Source organism: Amycolatopsis sp. cmx-11-32, assembly GCF_047608695.1.
GTDB lineage: Bacteria > Actinomycetota > Actinomycetes > Mycobacteriales > Pseudonocardiaceae > Amycolatopsis.
Genome location: NZ_JADNQN010000003.1, coordinates 81,880 through 97,053 on the forward strand (window position 1 = coordinate 81,880; position 15,174 = coordinate 97,053).

14 protein-coding genes and 1 pseudogene are annotated in these 15,174 nt (G+C 66.3%); 7 read left to right on the plus strand and 8 right to left on the minus strand.

What is annotated here, in order from left to right; all coding sequences use genetic code 11:
* Positions 1-70: 70 nt before the first annotated feature.
* The 3 genes from ligA to ACM6LR_RS09165 all read right to left on the minus strand — a co-directional run bounded on the left by ligA (position 71) and on the right by ACM6LR_RS09165 (position 3,600).
* Positions 71-2,062: an NAD-dependent DNA ligase LigA gene (ligA, locus tag ACM6LR_RS09155; RefSeq protein ID WP_414943571.1), complete on the minus strand. Its 1,992-nt coding sequence runs from the start codon at positions 2,060-2,062 to the stop codon at positions 71-73.
* Between the two features lie 54 nt (positions 2,063-2,116).
* On the minus strand, positions 2,117-3,214 hold the full coding sequence (locus tag ACM6LR_RS09160) for a calcium:proton antiporter (RefSeq protein ID WP_414943797.1): 1,098 nt from the start codon (positions 3,212-3,214) through the stop codon (positions 2,117-2,119).
* 155 nt (positions 3,215-3,369) lie between these two features.
* Positions 3,370-3,600: a hypothetical protein gene (locus ACM6LR_RS09165; RefSeq protein WP_414939124.1), complete on the minus strand. Its 231-nt coding sequence runs from the start codon at positions 3,598-3,600 to the stop codon at positions 3,370-3,372.
* 333 nt (positions 3,601-3,933) lie between these two features.
* Here ACM6LR_RS09165 and ACM6LR_RS09170 point away from each other — a divergent pair, with 333 nt between their 5' ends.
* Positions 3,934-4,422 carry a hypothetical protein gene (locus ACM6LR_RS09170; protein ID WP_414939123.1) on the plus strand — a complete coding sequence of 163 codons (489 nt, stop codon included), beginning with the start codon at positions 3,934-3,936 and terminating at the stop codon, positions 4,420-4,422.
* A 326-nt stretch (positions 4,423-4,748) separates the two neighbouring features.
* Here ACM6LR_RS09170 and ACM6LR_RS09175 read toward each other — a convergent pair whose 3' ends face one another.
* From ACM6LR_RS09175 to ACM6LR_RS09185, 3 genes and pseudogenes are all read right to left on the minus strand, one after another.
* On the minus strand, positions 4,749-6,224 hold the full coding sequence (locus tag ACM6LR_RS09175; protein WP_414943572.1) for a trypsin-like serine protease: 1,476 nt from the start codon (positions 6,222-6,224) through the stop codon (positions 4,749-4,751).
* A 365-nt stretch (positions 6,225-6,589) separates the two neighbouring features.
* A complete protein-coding gene (locus tag ACM6LR_RS09180) occupies positions 6,590-6,991 on the minus strand; it encodes a hypothetical protein (protein WP_414943573.1) in 402 nt (133 codons plus the stop codon).
* A gap of 542 nt (positions 6,992-7,533) precedes the next feature.
* A pseudogene (locus ACM6LR_RS09185) lies at positions 7,534-8,158 on the minus strand (transcriptional regulator); the annotation flags it as partial.
* A gap of 61 nt (positions 8,159-8,219) precedes the next feature.
* Between ACM6LR_RS09185 and ACM6LR_RS09190 the strand changes: the two are divergent.
* Positions 8,220-8,921, plus strand: coding sequence for a class I SAM-dependent methyltransferase (locus ACM6LR_RS09190; RefSeq protein WP_414939120.1), 702 nt, complete (start codon positions 8,220-8,222; stop codon positions 8,919-8,921).
* On the opposite strand, the gene ACM6LR_RS09195 is transcribed toward ACM6LR_RS09190, so the two are convergent.
* Entirely contained in the window at positions 8,893-9,735 is an 843-nt protein-coding gene (locus ACM6LR_RS09195; protein WP_414939119.1) for a dienelactone hydrolase family protein, read from the minus strand. The two genes, ACM6LR_RS09190 and ACM6LR_RS09195, sit on opposite strands and share 29 nt — an antisense overlap.
* A gap of 46 nt (positions 9,736-9,781) precedes the next feature.
* On the opposite strand from ACM6LR_RS09195, the gene ACM6LR_RS09200 reads away from it, so the two are divergent.
* Positions 9,782-10,747 carry a GlxA family transcriptional regulator gene (locus ACM6LR_RS09200; protein WP_414939118.1) on the plus strand — a complete coding sequence of 322 codons (966 nt, stop codon included), beginning with the start codon at positions 9,782-9,784 and terminating at the stop codon, positions 10,745-10,747.
* A gap of 98 nt (positions 10,748-10,845) precedes the next feature.
* Here ACM6LR_RS09200 and ACM6LR_RS09205 read toward each other — a convergent pair whose 3' ends face one another.
* The gene (locus tag ACM6LR_RS09205; protein WP_414943574.1) at positions 10,846-11,658 is read right to left on the minus strand and encodes a helix-turn-helix domain-containing protein; all 813 of its coding nucleotides are present in this window, start codon (positions 11,656-11,658) and stop codon (positions 10,846-10,848) included.
* Here ACM6LR_RS09205 and ACM6LR_RS09210 point away from each other — a divergent pair.
* The 4 genes from ACM6LR_RS09210 (at position 11,592) to ACM6LR_RS09225 (ending at position 15,060) form a co-directional block, all read left to right on the plus strand.
* Positions 11,592-12,473, plus strand: a complete 882-nt coding sequence (locus ACM6LR_RS09210; RefSeq protein ID WP_414939116.1) for an FG-GAP repeat domain-containing protein — start codon at positions 11,592-11,594, stop codon at positions 12,471-12,473. The two genes, ACM6LR_RS09205 and ACM6LR_RS09210, sit on opposite strands and share 67 nt — an antisense overlap.
* A gap of 199 nt (positions 12,474-12,672) precedes the next feature.
* A complete protein-coding gene (locus tag ACM6LR_RS09215; RefSeq protein ID WP_414939115.1) occupies positions 12,673-12,828 on the plus strand; it encodes a hypothetical protein in 156 nt (51 codons plus the stop codon).
* 305 nt (positions 12,829-13,133) lie between these two features.
* Positions 13,134-13,556, plus strand: a complete 423-nt coding sequence (locus tag ACM6LR_RS09220; RefSeq protein ID WP_414939114.1) for a hypothetical protein — start codon at positions 13,134-13,136, stop codon at positions 13,554-13,556.
* Positions 13,557-14,190: 634 nt separating this feature from the next.
* Positions 14,191-15,060: an aminoglycoside phosphotransferase family protein gene (locus ACM6LR_RS09225; RefSeq protein ID WP_414939113.1), complete on the plus strand. Its 870-nt coding sequence runs from the start codon at positions 14,191-14,193 to the stop codon at positions 15,058-15,060.
* Positions 15,061-15,174 lie beyond the last annotated feature (114 nt).

The window sequence follows — 15,174 nt, forward strand, 5'->3', positions numbered from 1 at the left end:
GCAATTAGTCCTCTAGTTGCGGTGGTTGCGCGTGCAAGTATCGCAACTAGAGGACGAAACGCAGCGAAGGCTAGACGACGCCTGCCGCGATCAACTGCTGCCAGATCACCCCTTGGTCCACGACCTCGACTTCGAGCTTTTCGGCCTTGGTGATCTTGCTTGCCCCGACGTCGGCGCCGGTGATGAGCATGTCGGTGTTCGCCGAGACCGATGACGCGGTGGTCGCGCCCGCCTTCTCGCACAACCGCTGGAAGGTCGGGCGCGGGACCTTCTCACCGGAGCGGGGGTCGCTGATCGACCCGGTGACCACGACCGTCTTTCCTTCCAACGGCGCACCGGCCACGACGACCGGCGGGAGGTCCTCTTCACGCACGTCCAGCGAGACACCGACCTCCCGCAGCCGCTCGAGTTCGGGGCGCAGCCGGGTGAGGTGCTCGATCAGGGACGCGGCGACCTTCGGGCCGATGTCCTCCACGGCGACGAGGCCCTCTTCGCCCGCGTCGGCGACGTCCTCCAGCGAACCGAAACCCGCCCGGCACAGCCGTGCGGCGGTGCCTTCGGAGGCCATCGGGATCGCCAGCCCGATCAGCGCCCGGCGCAGGCCGACGGCGCGGCTCACGTCGATCGACTCGATCATGCGAGTGGCGGAGACGTCGCCGATGCGGTCGAATTCCAGCAGCGTTTCCTTGGTGAGCCGGTAGAAGTCCGACGGGTGTTCGAGGATCCCGGCCTCGGCGAGCCGCTCGATCCAGACCCCGCCGATCGCGTCGATGTCCGCGGCCGCCCGTGAGGCCCAATGGATCAGCCGCCGGACGGTCTGGGCGGGACAGGCGACGTTGGTGCAGAACAGTTCCCGGCTGTTGCCCTGTTCGGTCAAGGGCTCTTCGCACGACGGGCACACCGACGGCGGCACGATCTCCCGCTCCTCGCCGGTGCGCTTGGAGACGTCCAGGACACCCGCCACGAACGGGATCACGTCACCGGCGCGGCGTACCAGCACGGTGTCGCCGATCTTGATGCCGCGAGCGCGGATGACCTCCTGGTTGGCCAGCGTCGCCCGGGTGACGGTGGTCCCGCCGACGAAAACTGGCTCCAGCCAGGCGACGGGTGCGATCTTGCCGGTCTTGCCGACATCCCAGACCACGTCGGCAAGCAAGGTGGTCTTCTCTTCGGCGGCGAATTTGAACGCCAGCGCGCCGCGGGGCGAACTGGACCGGGTTCCGGCGGCGGCGTAGGCATCTCGATCCGCCAGGCGCAGCACGGCACCATCGAGGTCGTAGTCGAGGTCGTGGCGTTGCTGCTCGATGGTAGTGATGACGGCTTGCGCCGCTTCGGCGTCTTCACAGTGGCGCATGTCGGCGGCGGTGAACCCGAGCGTCCGCAGTGCGCCGTCGAGATCGGTTTCCGCGCTGTCGGGTTCGGTGGACAGGTCGAAGGCGAAGAACCGCAGGCGCCGTTCGGCGACGGTGGCCGGGTCCTTGGCCCGCAGGGTGCCGGCGGCGGCGTTGCGCGGGTTGATCAGCGGTTTGTCCGAGTGCACCTTGTTGTACGCGGCGAAGGTGGAGCGCAGCATGACCGCCTCGCCGCGCACCTCGACCCGTCCGGGCGCCTCGACCTTCTCCGGGACGCCGTCGGTCAGCGCCCGCACCAGCATGGTCACGTCGTCACCGGTGGTCCCGTCGCCACGGGTCACCGCTCGGGCGAGCCTGCCGTTCTCGTAGACCAGTGCCAGCGACAGGCCGTCCAGCTTCGGCATGACGACCACCGACTGCCCTGGGAAGCGGGTGAAGAACGCCGCGACCTGCTCGGGTTTGGTCGCCTTCTCCAGCGAGAGCATCGGACGCGAGTGCCGGATGGGCGCGTGCAGCACGGCGGGCGCGCCGACCTGGTCCAGCGGGTTCGGGTCCGGCGTCAGCTCGGGGTTGGCCTCGACGAGCCCCCGCAACTCGTCTTCGATCGCGTCGTAGTCGGCGTCGGCCACTTTCGGCGAGCCCCGGTAGTAGGCGTCGCGAAGGACGACGATCTGATCGGCGAGTTCCTGGATGCGATCCCGAGCGTTCACGAGGCAGAGATTACCCGTGACCACCGACAGAACACCGTCCGAAGAGGACTCGGGTCACGGGTTGACGGCGAGCACCAGGAAGGAGGCCAGCAGCACCAGGTGCACGCCGCCCTGCAGCCGGGTCGCCCGGCCGGGGACCACGGTGAGCACGCTGACCGCGATCGTCAACGCGAGTAGCACGATGTGGGTCGCGCCAAGGCCCAGCAGCAGCGGCCCGTCCAGCCAGATCGACGCCAGCGCGATGGTCGGGATGGTGAGTCCGATGCTCGCGATCGCCGAACCGTAGGCGAGGTTGAGGCTGGTCTGCATCCGGTCGCGCCGGGCGGCCCGCGTCGCGGCCAGGGTTTCGGGCAGCAGGACCAGCAGGGCGATCACGACACCGACGAACGACTGCGGGAAGCCTGCCGCGCTGACCCCCGCTTCGATCGCGGGTGACTCCACCTTGGCAAGGCCGACCACGGCGACCAGCGCGACGAGGAGAAGCCCCAGGCTGGTCAGCGCGTCTTTGTTGGTCGGTGGTTCGGCGTGTTCTTCCTCCTTGACCGAGCCGTCGGTGTCGACCGGCAGGAAGAAGTCGCGGTGGCGCACGGTCTGGGTGAGCACGAAGAGGCCGTAGAGCAGCAGGGAAGCGATCGCGGCGAACGCGAGTTGCGTGCCGTTGAAGGCCGGGCCGGGGGTGCTGGTGGTGAACGTCGGCAGCACGAGACTGACGGTGGCGAGGGTCGCCACGGTGGCGAGGGCGCCGCCGCTGCCTTCCGGGTTGAAGTGCGTCTCGCCGTAGCGACGGGCACCGACCATCAGCGAGATGCCGGCGATGCCGTTCATGGTGATCATCACGGCGGCGAACACCGTGTCGCGGGCCAGCGTCCCTGCCTCGGGGCCGCCGGAGGACATCATCGTGACGATCAGCGCGACCTCGATGATGGTGACCGCGATCGCCAGCACCAGTGAGCCGAAGGGTTCTCCGACACGATGCGCGACCACTTCGGCGTGATGCACCGCGGCCAGCACGGTCGCGCCGAGGGCGAGCGCGACGATGGCCACCGGCACCGGGCCGAGATCACGGCCCCAGCTCAGGGCCAGGACGACGATGGCGAGGACCGGTGTCACGGTGGTCCAGGACACGGGGAATCGTCTGCGCGAAGCGGCCATAAGGCCACCCTCGCACACCGTGCGTGACATCGCCGCTCCATATGAGGCGCAGTTGGTCAGGTGCTGGTCGTCATTCGCTGGCCCCTTCGGCGGATTCAAGGCCAGCGGCGTCGGCCTCGCTCAATACGTCTGGCTCAAGACCGTCACCGTGCCGCTCACGGAACGCGAGTGTCAGGGATCTTGACCGTGATCCGCTGAAGCCGGAACCGGCAGAGGGTGTGGAACATTTCGCCCAGTTCCTCGGGGTCGATGCGACCTTCGAGGTCGCGCCTGCTCGCGTTGAGCACCCGGCTGATCACGGTCGCGGGCACGCGGCCGCCGAACTCGCCCATCAGCCAGACACCGATTTCGCCGATCTCGTCCGTGATCGTGCTCTGCGCGGTCATCAGCCTGACCCCTTTACGTCGGAGTGTCACCGGGTTTGCCCCGGTGACACTCCGACGGGCGATGGGAAACCCCATGACGGGAAACCCGCGAGATTGCTCTACTCGGCGCAACCTGCCGTACTCCTGGGATCCGAGTACCCACGTTCCGTGGTCGCCGGACGTGGGTTGCACGGAACGGTGCAGCGGCCAGTAGTGATCTCCGGGAAAACCCCGATGCGATCGACATCGGCGTATGGCAACCTCGGCAGTGACCATTGTGGACAGTGCGGAGAGGAGAGTACACGCGTAGTGGCTCCACCAAGGGATGAAGAAACCACGCAGTGGACAGCGGAGTTGACGGCCTTCACCGAGCTCTACCGGGCGGCGGAGGCAGCGGGTTCGACGGAGGCCGTCTCGCACGCGGGCTGGCACGCCGGGGCCCGGCTCGGGACGAGCGCCGCGAGCGGGCGGCTGCTGGCCTACAACGATTCGGGTGCCGAGGCGGAGTGCGTCTTCCGGGAGGGAGAGCGTCCGCTGTTCAACATCATGAGCGGTGGATATGGGAACGACACCACCGAGCGAGGGTTCGCGGTGTGGAGTTCGCGGCCTGGAGTGCTCGGAGCGGTCGACGCCGGGGTACGCCGGTTGGAGGTGGCCGACGCGGACGGTGTCGTCGTCCCGGCCGACATCGTGGCCCACACCTTCGCCGTCGATGTCGACCTGGGGCCGACGCCTCAGACGGTCGACGAGGTTTTCGCGCCGTGGGATCGACCGGAGCTGACGGTCCGGGTGTACGGCGAGGACGACGCGTTGCGGTACGAGGGCCCTTTGCTGAGTGCCTGACCGGGCGATGTCCTGAACATCAGTGCGCGCGAAGCCTTCGGGGGCTCGCGTAAGTCGGTAAAGGCCTCCTTCCCTACCTTGAGGGTCAGGGGCTCGGCGAAGTCGCAGAGCTGCTGGTGGTAATCCGGGCTTGGCATCGCTACTGCCCGCAAGGGGCCGAGCGGGGAGGATTCGGGACGTTCAACGTCCGAAATCCTCCCCGCTCGGCGTGTACCCGAGGGGGGCATGTCCCTCAACCTCTGTTGATCAATAGCCGCCTGACTTGCAAGACCTCGACTTTGCCGGGGCGCCGGACGCAGTGAAGGGGGCCTTCATGTACTTCGAGATCAGCCGTTCGGAGTCGTGATGACCGCGAACTTCGAACCCTTGCCGGCGATCCGCTCGCTGAGATCGGTGGTGATCGTCTCGATCGGCGCGTAGTTGTTCAGCTCACCGGCCTGGCAGGGACCCGACCGGGACTGCTGGTTGCCGATCAGGATGCCCAGCGCGGCGTGATCGGCCTGGCTGAACAGCGGTCCGCCGCTGTCGCCCGGACGAGCGCACAGATCGGTGTTGATGCCGACGTCCGTCGACAAGACACGACCACAGCGGGTCCCGACGAGGTAGCCGGCGCCCGCGCCACTGTCGACGGAATCGGGGTAGTTCACCGCGCTCGACGCGGTCCCGCTGGCGCAGACGACATAGCCCGCCTTGATATCGGCGAGCTTGCGGGTGCCGGTGATGTACTCGTCCACCGAGGTGGCCTGTGTACCGCACGGGGTGTCGGCATTGCTGTCCATGCCACCGTTGCGGCAGTACTTCAGCACCCGGTTGCGACCGGCCTGGCCCTCGAGCCATTTCGTGGCCGCAGCGTCGTCGACATACGGCAAGGCCGCGTAGTCGTACGGGTACGAACTCTTCTCGATGCCGTGCTGCTGCACGACCGCGTTGCCGTTGTGCTGGGTCGGCGTGTTGTTGGTCTTGGTCCGCATGCAGTGGCCAGCGGTCAGGACCCAGCCCTTGCCGGGGAAACCGCCGCCGGTGGACCGCAGGTTGAAGGCACTGGTGCAGCCGCCCCAGGTGCCGTCGTCCCGCTTCATGTCCAGCCGGAGGCCGCCGCGCATCGGACCATAGTTGGTGCAGTAGAGCGGATGACAGAAACCGAGATCCACGTTCGGCGTGGACAGCGCGTTCGGGTTCTTCAGGACGCGGGAGACGACCATTCCCGGTTCCGCCGCCGCGGCCTGGCGGGCGGTGTTCACTTCGACGGTCACGACGTCGCCGGTGGCGCGCATGGAGACCTTCTCCCGCGCCACCCAGTCACGTTCCCACAGCACGACGCGGTTTTCGGACTCACTCACCGACGGCAGGTAGACCGCTCCCGGCCCAGCGCCGACCTTGGCCGCGACGCGTTCCTTCGCCGCCGTGAGCTGCTGCAACGAGTGTTGGACCTGTTGCGTGCGGACATCGGCCTGGACGGGCATCGCCTTCAGATACGGCTCCGCCGCCGCGGGTTTGGTCATGGCCACAACCAGCTGGCCCTTGACCTGGTCGAGCCACATGCCGCCGTACTCGGCGCTGCGATCGCGTCGCAGCAGCTCGTCCAGCTTGATGCCGTCGGTCTGCAATTCCAGACGGCGCAACGCCTCCTGCTCGTTCACCTGGTAGGTCCGGACCAGGTAGTGCACCGACTCCCGCACCGAAGCGGGGTCGAGCGCGGTGTGGAACGACCGCACGGTTTCGGCCAACGCCGGGCTGCCCAGTGCTGCGGTCGCCGCCAGCACCGAAACGGCCAGGGCCCCCAGTCTTCCAGCTCTCCGCACGAGATCTCCTCACATGTCAGGGACTTCGCGATCAGTTAACCGGAGAGCGCCTGGTGAGTGTGAAGAGTTTTCGACAAAGAGCCTTTTCGTCCCTTGAAATCTGTACTGGCGTCCCCGCGCGCGTGAAGTACATCAGAGACGTAACTCGCGTGCTTGGAGGCGGATCTCGCGTGTGCGGTCTCCAAACACGCGAAATACGGCTCTGAGCACGTGAGTGCGGGGATTGATCCAGGTTCCCGCTGGACGCACGAACTTTCGACGTAGGACAGTAGGTGCAAGGGGACCTTCACGGACCTGCGGACCTCGGTCGGCCGAAATCGGTTGCCCCGCGCCAGCGACTCGGCCGGCGCGAGGCGAAGTCCGGGTTACAGGCTCGGCTCCCGCCGCTGTTTTCCTTGACGGGCTTTGACGATCCAGGCGCCGAAGAGGGTCAGGAGACCGAGGCAGGTCCCGGCCGACGCACCGAACTCCGGAGTGCTGATCTTCACGACGCCGACGATGATCCCGCCGCCGATCGTCAGCAGCAGGCACATCCGCAAGGTCGGGGCCCAGCCGACGAGAACCGCCATCGCCAGGCAGAGCCAGCTGTCGCGGGTCTGCACTTTGCGATGGCGGCCCGGGGTCCTCAGCAGAGGCCGCGCCGCGCGGATCATTTCCGCGGAAGTGGCGACCCGGCGAGGCGGCTCTTCGATGTGCTCGATGACGACTTTGACCCGTTGGGGCGGGCCGTTGTCTGGTGTCTTCGCATTATCAGGCTGTAGGGTCACGACTGTCCTGTCCTTGTTCTAGCGAGCGGGCGAATGGACATCCGCGTGGCCTCCTGTGACAGCAGGGGGCCACGCGTGCGTTACCGGCTCTTCACTCGGTCCGGCTGAGAACATCTTGGCGAAAGCAGAATGTGACCGTTCAGTAGTACTGCGTGTGTCGCGCTGAACGGTATGCACGCGTCGCTCAACGGTCTGGGTGACACCGAAGACTACCCAAAGTAGTCAGAGGCGCCGAACGGACGAGCACCGTCAGGCGGGCTCGACAGTCCACCGGCTTGCGTTTCCGGGATCGTGCCAGGCCACCACGATGTGCGTCGAAGCACTGATCTCCGCAGGTCGGAAGCTTCATCGAGGACACCGTGTGCGGAGCCTTCGCGAGTATGAAAGATGCTGATCGCAAGTGCGGATTACCGCCAACTTCGGCCAAAATCGGCGAGCTTCGAGCATCCCCGCTCACGTTGAGTTCACTCGATCGGGCAGTTCGTCCCCCGTTATCGCCCCGCTCGGCTCACGAACAGCGAGTGACTGCTCTGTTCGGGTGGTCACACTCCGAACATGTTTTCGCGGGCACGAAGACTGCTCAACAGTGCGAGGGCGTGAGCGGTGGGAGTGGCGGGTTCGGCGTGGTAGATGAACAGTTGCTGGCCGGGGCGCTGCGCACGTCGAATGCCTGATAGGTGAGGACCAGCGGGCCGACGTCGGGGTGCACGAGGTGTTTGGGCTCGCGGGTCTTGCCGCGCACGTGGTGGGTCTCCCACAGGTCGCGGACGTGCGCACTGCTTTCGCTGAGTTCCGCCACCAGGCTTCGCAGGCCGGCGTCGTGCGGGTCGAAGCCCGCGGCCATCCGCAGGTTCGCCACGGTGGCCTGCGCGGTCCAGTCCCACCGTGCGTAGAACTGCCGTCCAGCGGGGTCGAGGAACGTCATCGGGCGAGGTTGCCCGCGACCCGGAAGGGCGAGAGCAGCGCGTCGGCGAGGGCATTGGTGGCCAATACGTCCAAGACGCGGTTCAGCACGAAAGCGGGAGTGTGCGGGTAGCCGTCCATGAGTTGCCGCAGTTCGGGGCTCACGGCCCGGGGCGACGGGGCGGGTGTGCTGTCCGGTGTCGCCCCGGCCAGCCGGAACAGGTGATCGCGCGCGTCGGGGTCGAGATCCAGTGCACGGCGGAGTTCACACCGTCCACAGTGGACTCAGTCGCGCACCTCGGTCGGGTCGCCCTACGATGGGAGCGTGGACGAACGGCCGATCACCACCGCGCAGCGCAACTTCCGACGAGTCGCCGACGAGCTCGAACGCATGGAGAACCAGGATCGGTTCACCTACATCTTCCGATCCCGGTTGTGGAGTTCCTCGTCGGTTTCCGGGCCCGGGTCCGAGTCGGTGCAGACACAGCAGCTGCGCGATCAGCTGCCGGACGTTCTCGACCGTTTCGGCGTGCGCACCCTGCTCGACCTGCCGTGCGGGGACTTCGGCTGGCTCAGTGCGGTCGATCTCGATCTGAAGCGGTACATCGGGGCCGACATCGTCACCGAGCTGGTCGAAATGAACGCCGAGCGCTTCCGGGACGATCCGATGCGGGAGTTCCGGGTACTCGATCTGACCGGCGATCCGCTGCCGAAGGCCGATTTGGTGCTGTGCCGGGATTGCCTTGTCCACTTGAGCTTCGCCGACATCGAGCGGGCGCTGCGCAACCTTCGGCGGAGCGGCTCCCGGTACCTGCTCACCACGACGTTCACCGAACTGGGCACCAACATCGACATCGCGACGGGCGACTGGCGGCCGCTGAACCTGTGCCGGGAACCGTTCGGGTTCCCGGAGCCGCTGGCGGTGCTGGTTGAAGGCTGCACGGAAGAGAACGGCGCCTACGCGGACAAGTCGCTGGGGTTGTGGGAGATCGCCTCCATCACGGCACAGGACGCAGGCGGTCGCTGAGGTAGGCGAGGATCTCGTCCCTGGCTCGCACCGTCGGATGCCCCTCGGCGTCGACGAAGTGAGCGGTGACGACGCTGTGCGGGGTGCCGACCACGTCCCGGAAGAACGGGGGCGGGTCGGTGTTCGCGGCACTGCTCGGCAGGACACGGCCGTCGAAGGCGGCACCGAGGAGGGCTTGGTAAGCGGCGAAACGTTGGCCGGTGCACCAGCGGTCGCCCTCAAAGCGGTAGGCGAGAACCGTCAGGCCATCGCGCAGGACGCGGTCCCGGATCGCGAGCGCGTCTTCGTCGCCGAGTTCCAGCCCGCCCGGGTCGTCCAGCGGCAGGGACGGGTGGTTGACCACGGGCGCGATGACGGCGGGCTCGAGTGCCATGGTGAGGGCGAAGTTGCCGGTGAAGCACAGGCCGATCGTGCCGACCCCGGGACCGCCGCATTCGGCGTGGGCGAGCCGTGCGAGCCCGCGCAGCCACGTCGAGACGGGGCTGGTGCCGCCGCCGGCGAACGCCCGGAACTCGGCACTTACGCACGCGCGGCGGGCCACCTGCTGGCCGGCCTCGGCGGTGGGATAGGCGCCGTCGGTCCCGAAGAGCGAGGGAACGAAGACGGTGAATCCCGCGCCCCGCACCCATCGCGCGAACCGAAGTACGTCGGGGCTGATGCCGGGCATCTCGGGCATCAGCACCACGGCAGGTCCGGAACCCGCGACGTAGACCGTCTTCGTCACGCCGTCCACCTCCAGAGTGCGGCGGGAGAAGTCGGTGATCGCGTCGTCGAGATGTCCTTGCACACCGACAGCCTGGACCAACGCGCCCATCGGCGGTGATAGGCCAGATCGCCATCTTCAGGGGTAATCTCGCCACATGCTGAGAGTCGGCGTCCTGGCCTATCCAGGCTGCTTCGCATCCGAAGTGTTCGGCGTCCCCGATCTCCTCACGATGGCCGCGCACGTGGCGGGCCCGGACCGCGCCGGATACGAGGTGTCCGTCGTCTCGCCTCGCCGCCGAGTCGTCGCATCGGGCGGTATGACGTTGACCGTCTTTCCGCTGCGTGAAGTCGACGTTCTCCTCGTGCCGGGTTTCGAGCTCGTGCCGGGCCTTGACATCGACGCGAAAGTCACGGGTCTCTCCGGTGAAGTCGCGGCGATCCGCTCGCACGCCGCCGCGGGCAAAGCCGTCGTCTCGATCTGTGTCGGGGCGTTTCTGCTCGCCGAGGCAGGACTTCTCAACCATCGCCGCGCCACCACGTCATGGCTCTTCGCGGACGAACTCGCTCAACGCTGCCCTGAGGCCGATGTCCAGCCCGAGCACCTCGTCGTCACTGACAAGGGAGTGACCACGACAGCGGCCTTCGGCGCCATGTACGACTTCGCGCTCGAACTGATTCGCGAACACAGCGGTGCTGACGTGGCACGGACGACGGCGCGGGTGGCACTGGTCGACGACGCGCGGTCGTCCCAGACTCCCTACGTCGACGCGCGACTCCTTCCGCGGCCTGGCAACGAATTCTCCCGCCGGGTCATGCGATGGCTCGATCAGAACCTTGCCGCCCGATACGATCTGGCCGCTTTGGCCCGCACTTTCAATGTCAGCACGCGGACATTGCTGAGGCGCTTCGCGGAGGAGGCCGAGCAGAGCCCGCTCGAATACCTGCATTCCGCGCGCGTCCGGCGTGCCCGTCACCTCCTCGAAACGACGGACCGCACTGTCGCCGGAATCTGTTCCACGGTCGGTTACCGGGACCCCGGGACCTTCGCCGCGCTCTTCGCCAAGCACACAGGACGACGGCCAAGGGCCTATCGTGCGGCCTTCCGCCGTGGCGCCGACTGAGAACCGTATTTTCGCGACGCCGGAGTCGCTGCCTTTCGGGCAGCCATTCTTCGCCGCAGCTACCTTCTCCTGTTTCATCGCGGCAATCGAAGTTTGTGTCAGTGCACCAGTGCCGCGCTGAGGGTGCGGGCGGTGCGGGCGACAGCGTCGGACACCGCTCGGGCAGGCTGCCGCACGGCGATCGCGGCCGCGATCGAACCAAGTGTCTCGCCGGTCGGCAGCCTGACGGGTGCTTCGGCGACAACGAGACCGTGTTTGGCTTGCCAGCCTGGCGAAAAGTGGCCGGTGTGCTGCGGCACGGTCGTCCCTGGCCGCAGGAGGAGGTCGTGCTCCGGCAGGGTGAGGCTGGCGGCGATCAGGATGTCGCCGTCACACGGGACGGCGAACACCGAGCTGGCTCGGGTGGCCGCGAACAGCCACCGGAGCTGACCGCGGGCGAGCTCCAGCAATCGTGGATAGGGCTGCCACGATTGGCCGAGCCGGAATGCCTGCGCGCCGACGCGGTAGCGGTTTTCGCTGCGCTGGACAACCTCCAGTGCGGTCAATTGCTCGAGCAATCGGTGTGCGGTGGATTTCGGCATCGAGCAGGAATTGGCCAGCTGGGTCAATCCAGCTTCACCTTTATGTCGTACCAAGGCATCCAATAGGGTGAAAGCGCCGCCGAGGACGCTTCTGGGTCTTTTTCCGGTCTCCATCGAAATCCCCCTCACGTGGTCCACTGGACGGAACCTTTGCTGACAGGGGCACGTTTCCGCGCCAGCCTGTAGGCATTCCGGTGCGTATCTTCGGTCAATGGGAGCGAACTGGGAAGCGTACATCCATAGAGTGGAAAGGGTTCCGGAAAATGCGAAGAACCATTCGGACGGGGATGGCGATAGCGGGTCTGTTCGCGGGTCTGCTCGTCGTGCCATCGGTCGCGAGCGCGGACGCCGCCGACGTCGGCATCCTCGGTTCGCCCGCCTCGCAAAAGCCCGCCGCTGACTTCGACGGGGACGGGTTCGCCGACAAGGCGGTGTGGCGTCCCGGTAATGGCGGCTGGTACGTGATCCGCAGCAGCAACGGCAGCGTGGCGACTCAGCAGTGGGGTGTCTCAGGTGACGTACCGGTGGCCGCGGACTACGACGGCGACCGCCGGGCCGATTTCGCCGTGTGGCGGCCGAGCAACGGTGTTTGGTACATCATCCAGAGCAGCACCGGCACCGTGGTGACCCGGCAGTGGGGTACCCCCGGAGACGTCCCGTTGACCGGCGACTTCAACGGCGACGGCCGCTCGGACTTCACCGTTTGGCGACCGAGTAACGGCTATTGGTATGTGTTCGGTATCGCCACCGTGCAGTGGGGCACTGCCGGTGACGTTCCCGTGTCCGGCGATTTCAACGCGGACGGTCGTGCCGACTTCACCGTCTGGCGACCGAACACCGGCTACTGGTACGTGCGGGACATCGCTACCCAGCAATGGGGCACTGCCGGTGACGTTCCGGTGGCCGGTGACTTCAACGCGGACGGTCGTGCCGACTTCGCCGTGTGGCGGCCGAACACCGGCTACTGGTACGTACTCGGCATCGCGACCCAGCAGTGGGGTACCGCGGGCGATGTTCCCCTGGCAGGGAATTTCGGTGGCGACCCGCGGGCCGACTTCGTGGTCTGGCGTCCGGCGAACGGGAACTGGTACGGCCTCGGCCTGTTCACCACCCAGTGGGGGACACCAGGCGATATCCCGGTCTGATCGGCGAAGAATGTCGGTCCTTGACACCGTACTGATCTCTTGAAAGTGGACTGGCGGGCGACGGTGTCGCCGATCATGATGGTGACACCGTCGTCTCGCCAGTACACCCTCTGACCAAAACAGCCTGGTCAGAGCGTCGACCGAAGCGCTGCCGGGCTCCGGCTGGTAACCGATGATCACCTGATCCTCGGCTCCGGCGATGGTGTGGGCCTGGCGGCCCCGATCAGGCAGGCCATCGGACACCGCGGAGATCATTCTCGGACTGGTCGACCCGCACCCGATCGCCGAGAACGTCCACCAGCAGCGGCTCGACACTTGGCAACAGTGGCGTGAGCCGGCCGAGAGCATGACCTGATCGGTGTGGGGAAATGGCACCCTGCGGCCACCAAGGCATCGGCGAACGTGGGAACGATCAATCTTCGCTCCTTTGGGCGTATGCCGGGACACATCCGCGCTGCCAGAATCAATCCTGATCATTTTCAGGGGCGCAGCTCTAAAGGTGGTTCCACAGGCGGAAGGGAACAAAGTGGCAACGGTTTCCGGCGTGCGTAACGATAGCAAGATCGCCACCGATATCGGAAACGATCTACCCGGCTGGTCCAGGGCGCGTTTCTCGAAAGCCACCTGGCGGACAACTACGAACTCGTCATCGAGGCCGAGGTGGACAACCCCCTCGGTGGAATGCTTCGGGCGGATCTCGTCGCGGTCAAGGATGAGCGAGAAGACGACGGCCTCGGCGAAATGTGGATTTATGTTGGTGAGATCAAATCCGACGGCGATCAATATTATGCGCCTGGCAAGGCCTACGTCCAACTAGACACCTACCTCAACGCCTATAGGCGCAAGTACCCCCACGCGTACGTCGGCAAGCTGACATCCTGGAACAGTGATGTCGACGGCTACCCGCTCGTCGATGACGGTTACGACTGCACCGTCTTCATCGCCAACGCGGGCGATGGCCTCTACCGGTACAGCGGACGGTCCACAGCCGCCGGAGAGTCGAATCAGAGCAAGCGCATCGAGAAAGAGGGACTCCACAAGTTGCCGTTCAACGAGCGACCCGACTACGAGGTCGGTAGCTGACCGCGAGGCGGCGCTGCGGAGCGAAAGCGTGGTCCTGCTATTCATCCGTCGGCGGACCGCCGTCCAGCGCAGCATGGGCGGCGACAAAGGTCACCGCACGGCTCGCCGAAGGCCAGTGCCTCGAACGCCGACACCTTCATCCGTCGGGTCGAAGCGGAATGGTGTCGGCCGACGATCGCTCACCGGCGTGAGCGGACTTCAGTGTCGAGCCATGCTCGGATCATGAGCAGCCGCGACGATGACTTTCTTGTGTTCGTTATCGGCGGGGCCTGCTTTCCAACCTCGACGGTTTCGCCCGTGAGTTCTCCCGCTGCTGACTCAGTGCTGGCTCAATTCCGAGTCATCGCGGTCCGCACCGGGCCACGCCGAGACGACCCGATGGCTGGAACAACTCGTTTCCACCTGCCACCCGTCGAACCGTCCGGGCATCGAGGCCAGAGCTGTAGGTCAGTACCAGGGGACACGCTGCTCGGAGAGGCCCGACCGCTCGGCTTGGCGCTGAGCGGCGCTTTGGTCCGCGATGCGTCCCCGGGCAAACCTGGTTGAACACACTCCGAGGCCATGACACCCTACCGACAACTGATAGGGGCATTCTCGTGGAAGCACTGCTACGGCCTACTTGCAGGAGCTGTTCTTGACCGTCGAGACAACCCCTGCGATCGACGCCGCACTGGCGAGGTGTCTGGTCGATACACAGTTCCCTCAGTGGGCCGAGTTGCCGCTGCTTCAGTTCGCCCCGGCAGGCTCGGACCATGTGATCTACCGGCTGGGCGAGGAACTGTCCGTTCGGCTCCCTCGCCACGCCGGCGCGATCACGCAGGCGAGAAAAGAAGCAAAGTGGCTGCCTCGCCTCGCCCCGCACCTGCCCCTGGCCGTCCCCGAACCGGTGGAGGTGGGAGAACCGGACTTCGGCTATCCGTGGCCATGGGCGGTGTCGCGCTGGCTGGACGGTGAGGTGGCGACCGTCGATGCCCTGTCCGGCTCGCACGACGCCGCCGGCGCGCTGGCCGAGTTCCTGACCGCACTTCACCGGTTGGACTCCGAAACGACCGAGGACCTCACCGGTCAGCCGCTGGCCACACGGGACAAGGCGACGCGATCCGCCATCACGAAAGTTGAAGACTCGTTCGACACCGCGGTGATGGGCGAGTTATGGGACGCCGCGCTCGCTGCCCCCGGTTGGGATCGTCCACCGGTCTGGTTCCACGGCGACTTCCACACCGGCAACCTGTTGATGACCAAGGGTCGCCTCAGCGCGGTCATCGACTTCGGTGAGCTTGGAACGGGCGACCCGGCCCGCGACCTGATCATTGCCTTCACCCTCATGTCGCCTGACACGCGAGCCACCTTCCGCGCCGCGCTCGATGTGGACGATGCCACCTGGACCCGTGGTCGCGGCTGGGCCCTGGCCACCGGTTTGAACGCTTACATTTCCTACGCCGCCATCAACCCGCGTGTTGCCGCACAGACCACCCGCCAAATCACGCAGGCCCTCGCGGGCTGAACATCTCTGGCGAGCCCATGAGATCAGGATATCCGCGAACAGACCATCTTCGACTATCTCGCCCTGATCGTACCGGCACTGGTCCGCCCATTGGTATATCCGTGCGTTCACGAG

Coding starts and splice junctions, on each gene's coding strand:
- ACM6LR_RS09165 (WP_414939124.1), bottom strand. CDS start 3,600: ATGACCGCGCAGAGCACGATCACGGACGAGATCGGCGAAATCGGTGTC.
- ACM6LR_RS09215 (WP_414939115.1), top strand. CDS start 12,673: ATGGTGTGGGCCTGGCGGCCCCGATCAGGCAGGCCATCGGACACCGCG.
- ACM6LR_RS09210 (WP_414939116.1), top strand. CDS start 11,592: ATGCGAAGAACCATTCGGACGGGGATGGCGATAGCGGGTCTGTTCGCG.
- ACM6LR_RS09205 (WP_414943574.1), bottom strand. CDS start 11,658: ATGGCACGACGAGCAGACCCGCGAACAGACCCGCTATCGCCATCCCCG.
- ACM6LR_RS09195 (WP_414939119.1), bottom strand. CDS start 9,735: ATGGGCGCGTTGGTCCAGGCTGTCGGTGTGCAAGGACATCTCGACGAC.
- ACM6LR_RS09160 (WP_414943797.1), bottom strand. CDS start 3,214: ATGGCCGCTTCGCGCAGACGATTCCCCGTGTCCTGGACCACCGTGACA.
- ACM6LR_RS09200 (WP_414939118.1), top strand. CDS start 9,782: ATGCTGAGAGTCGGCGTCCTGGCCTATCCAGGCTGCTTCGCATCCGAA.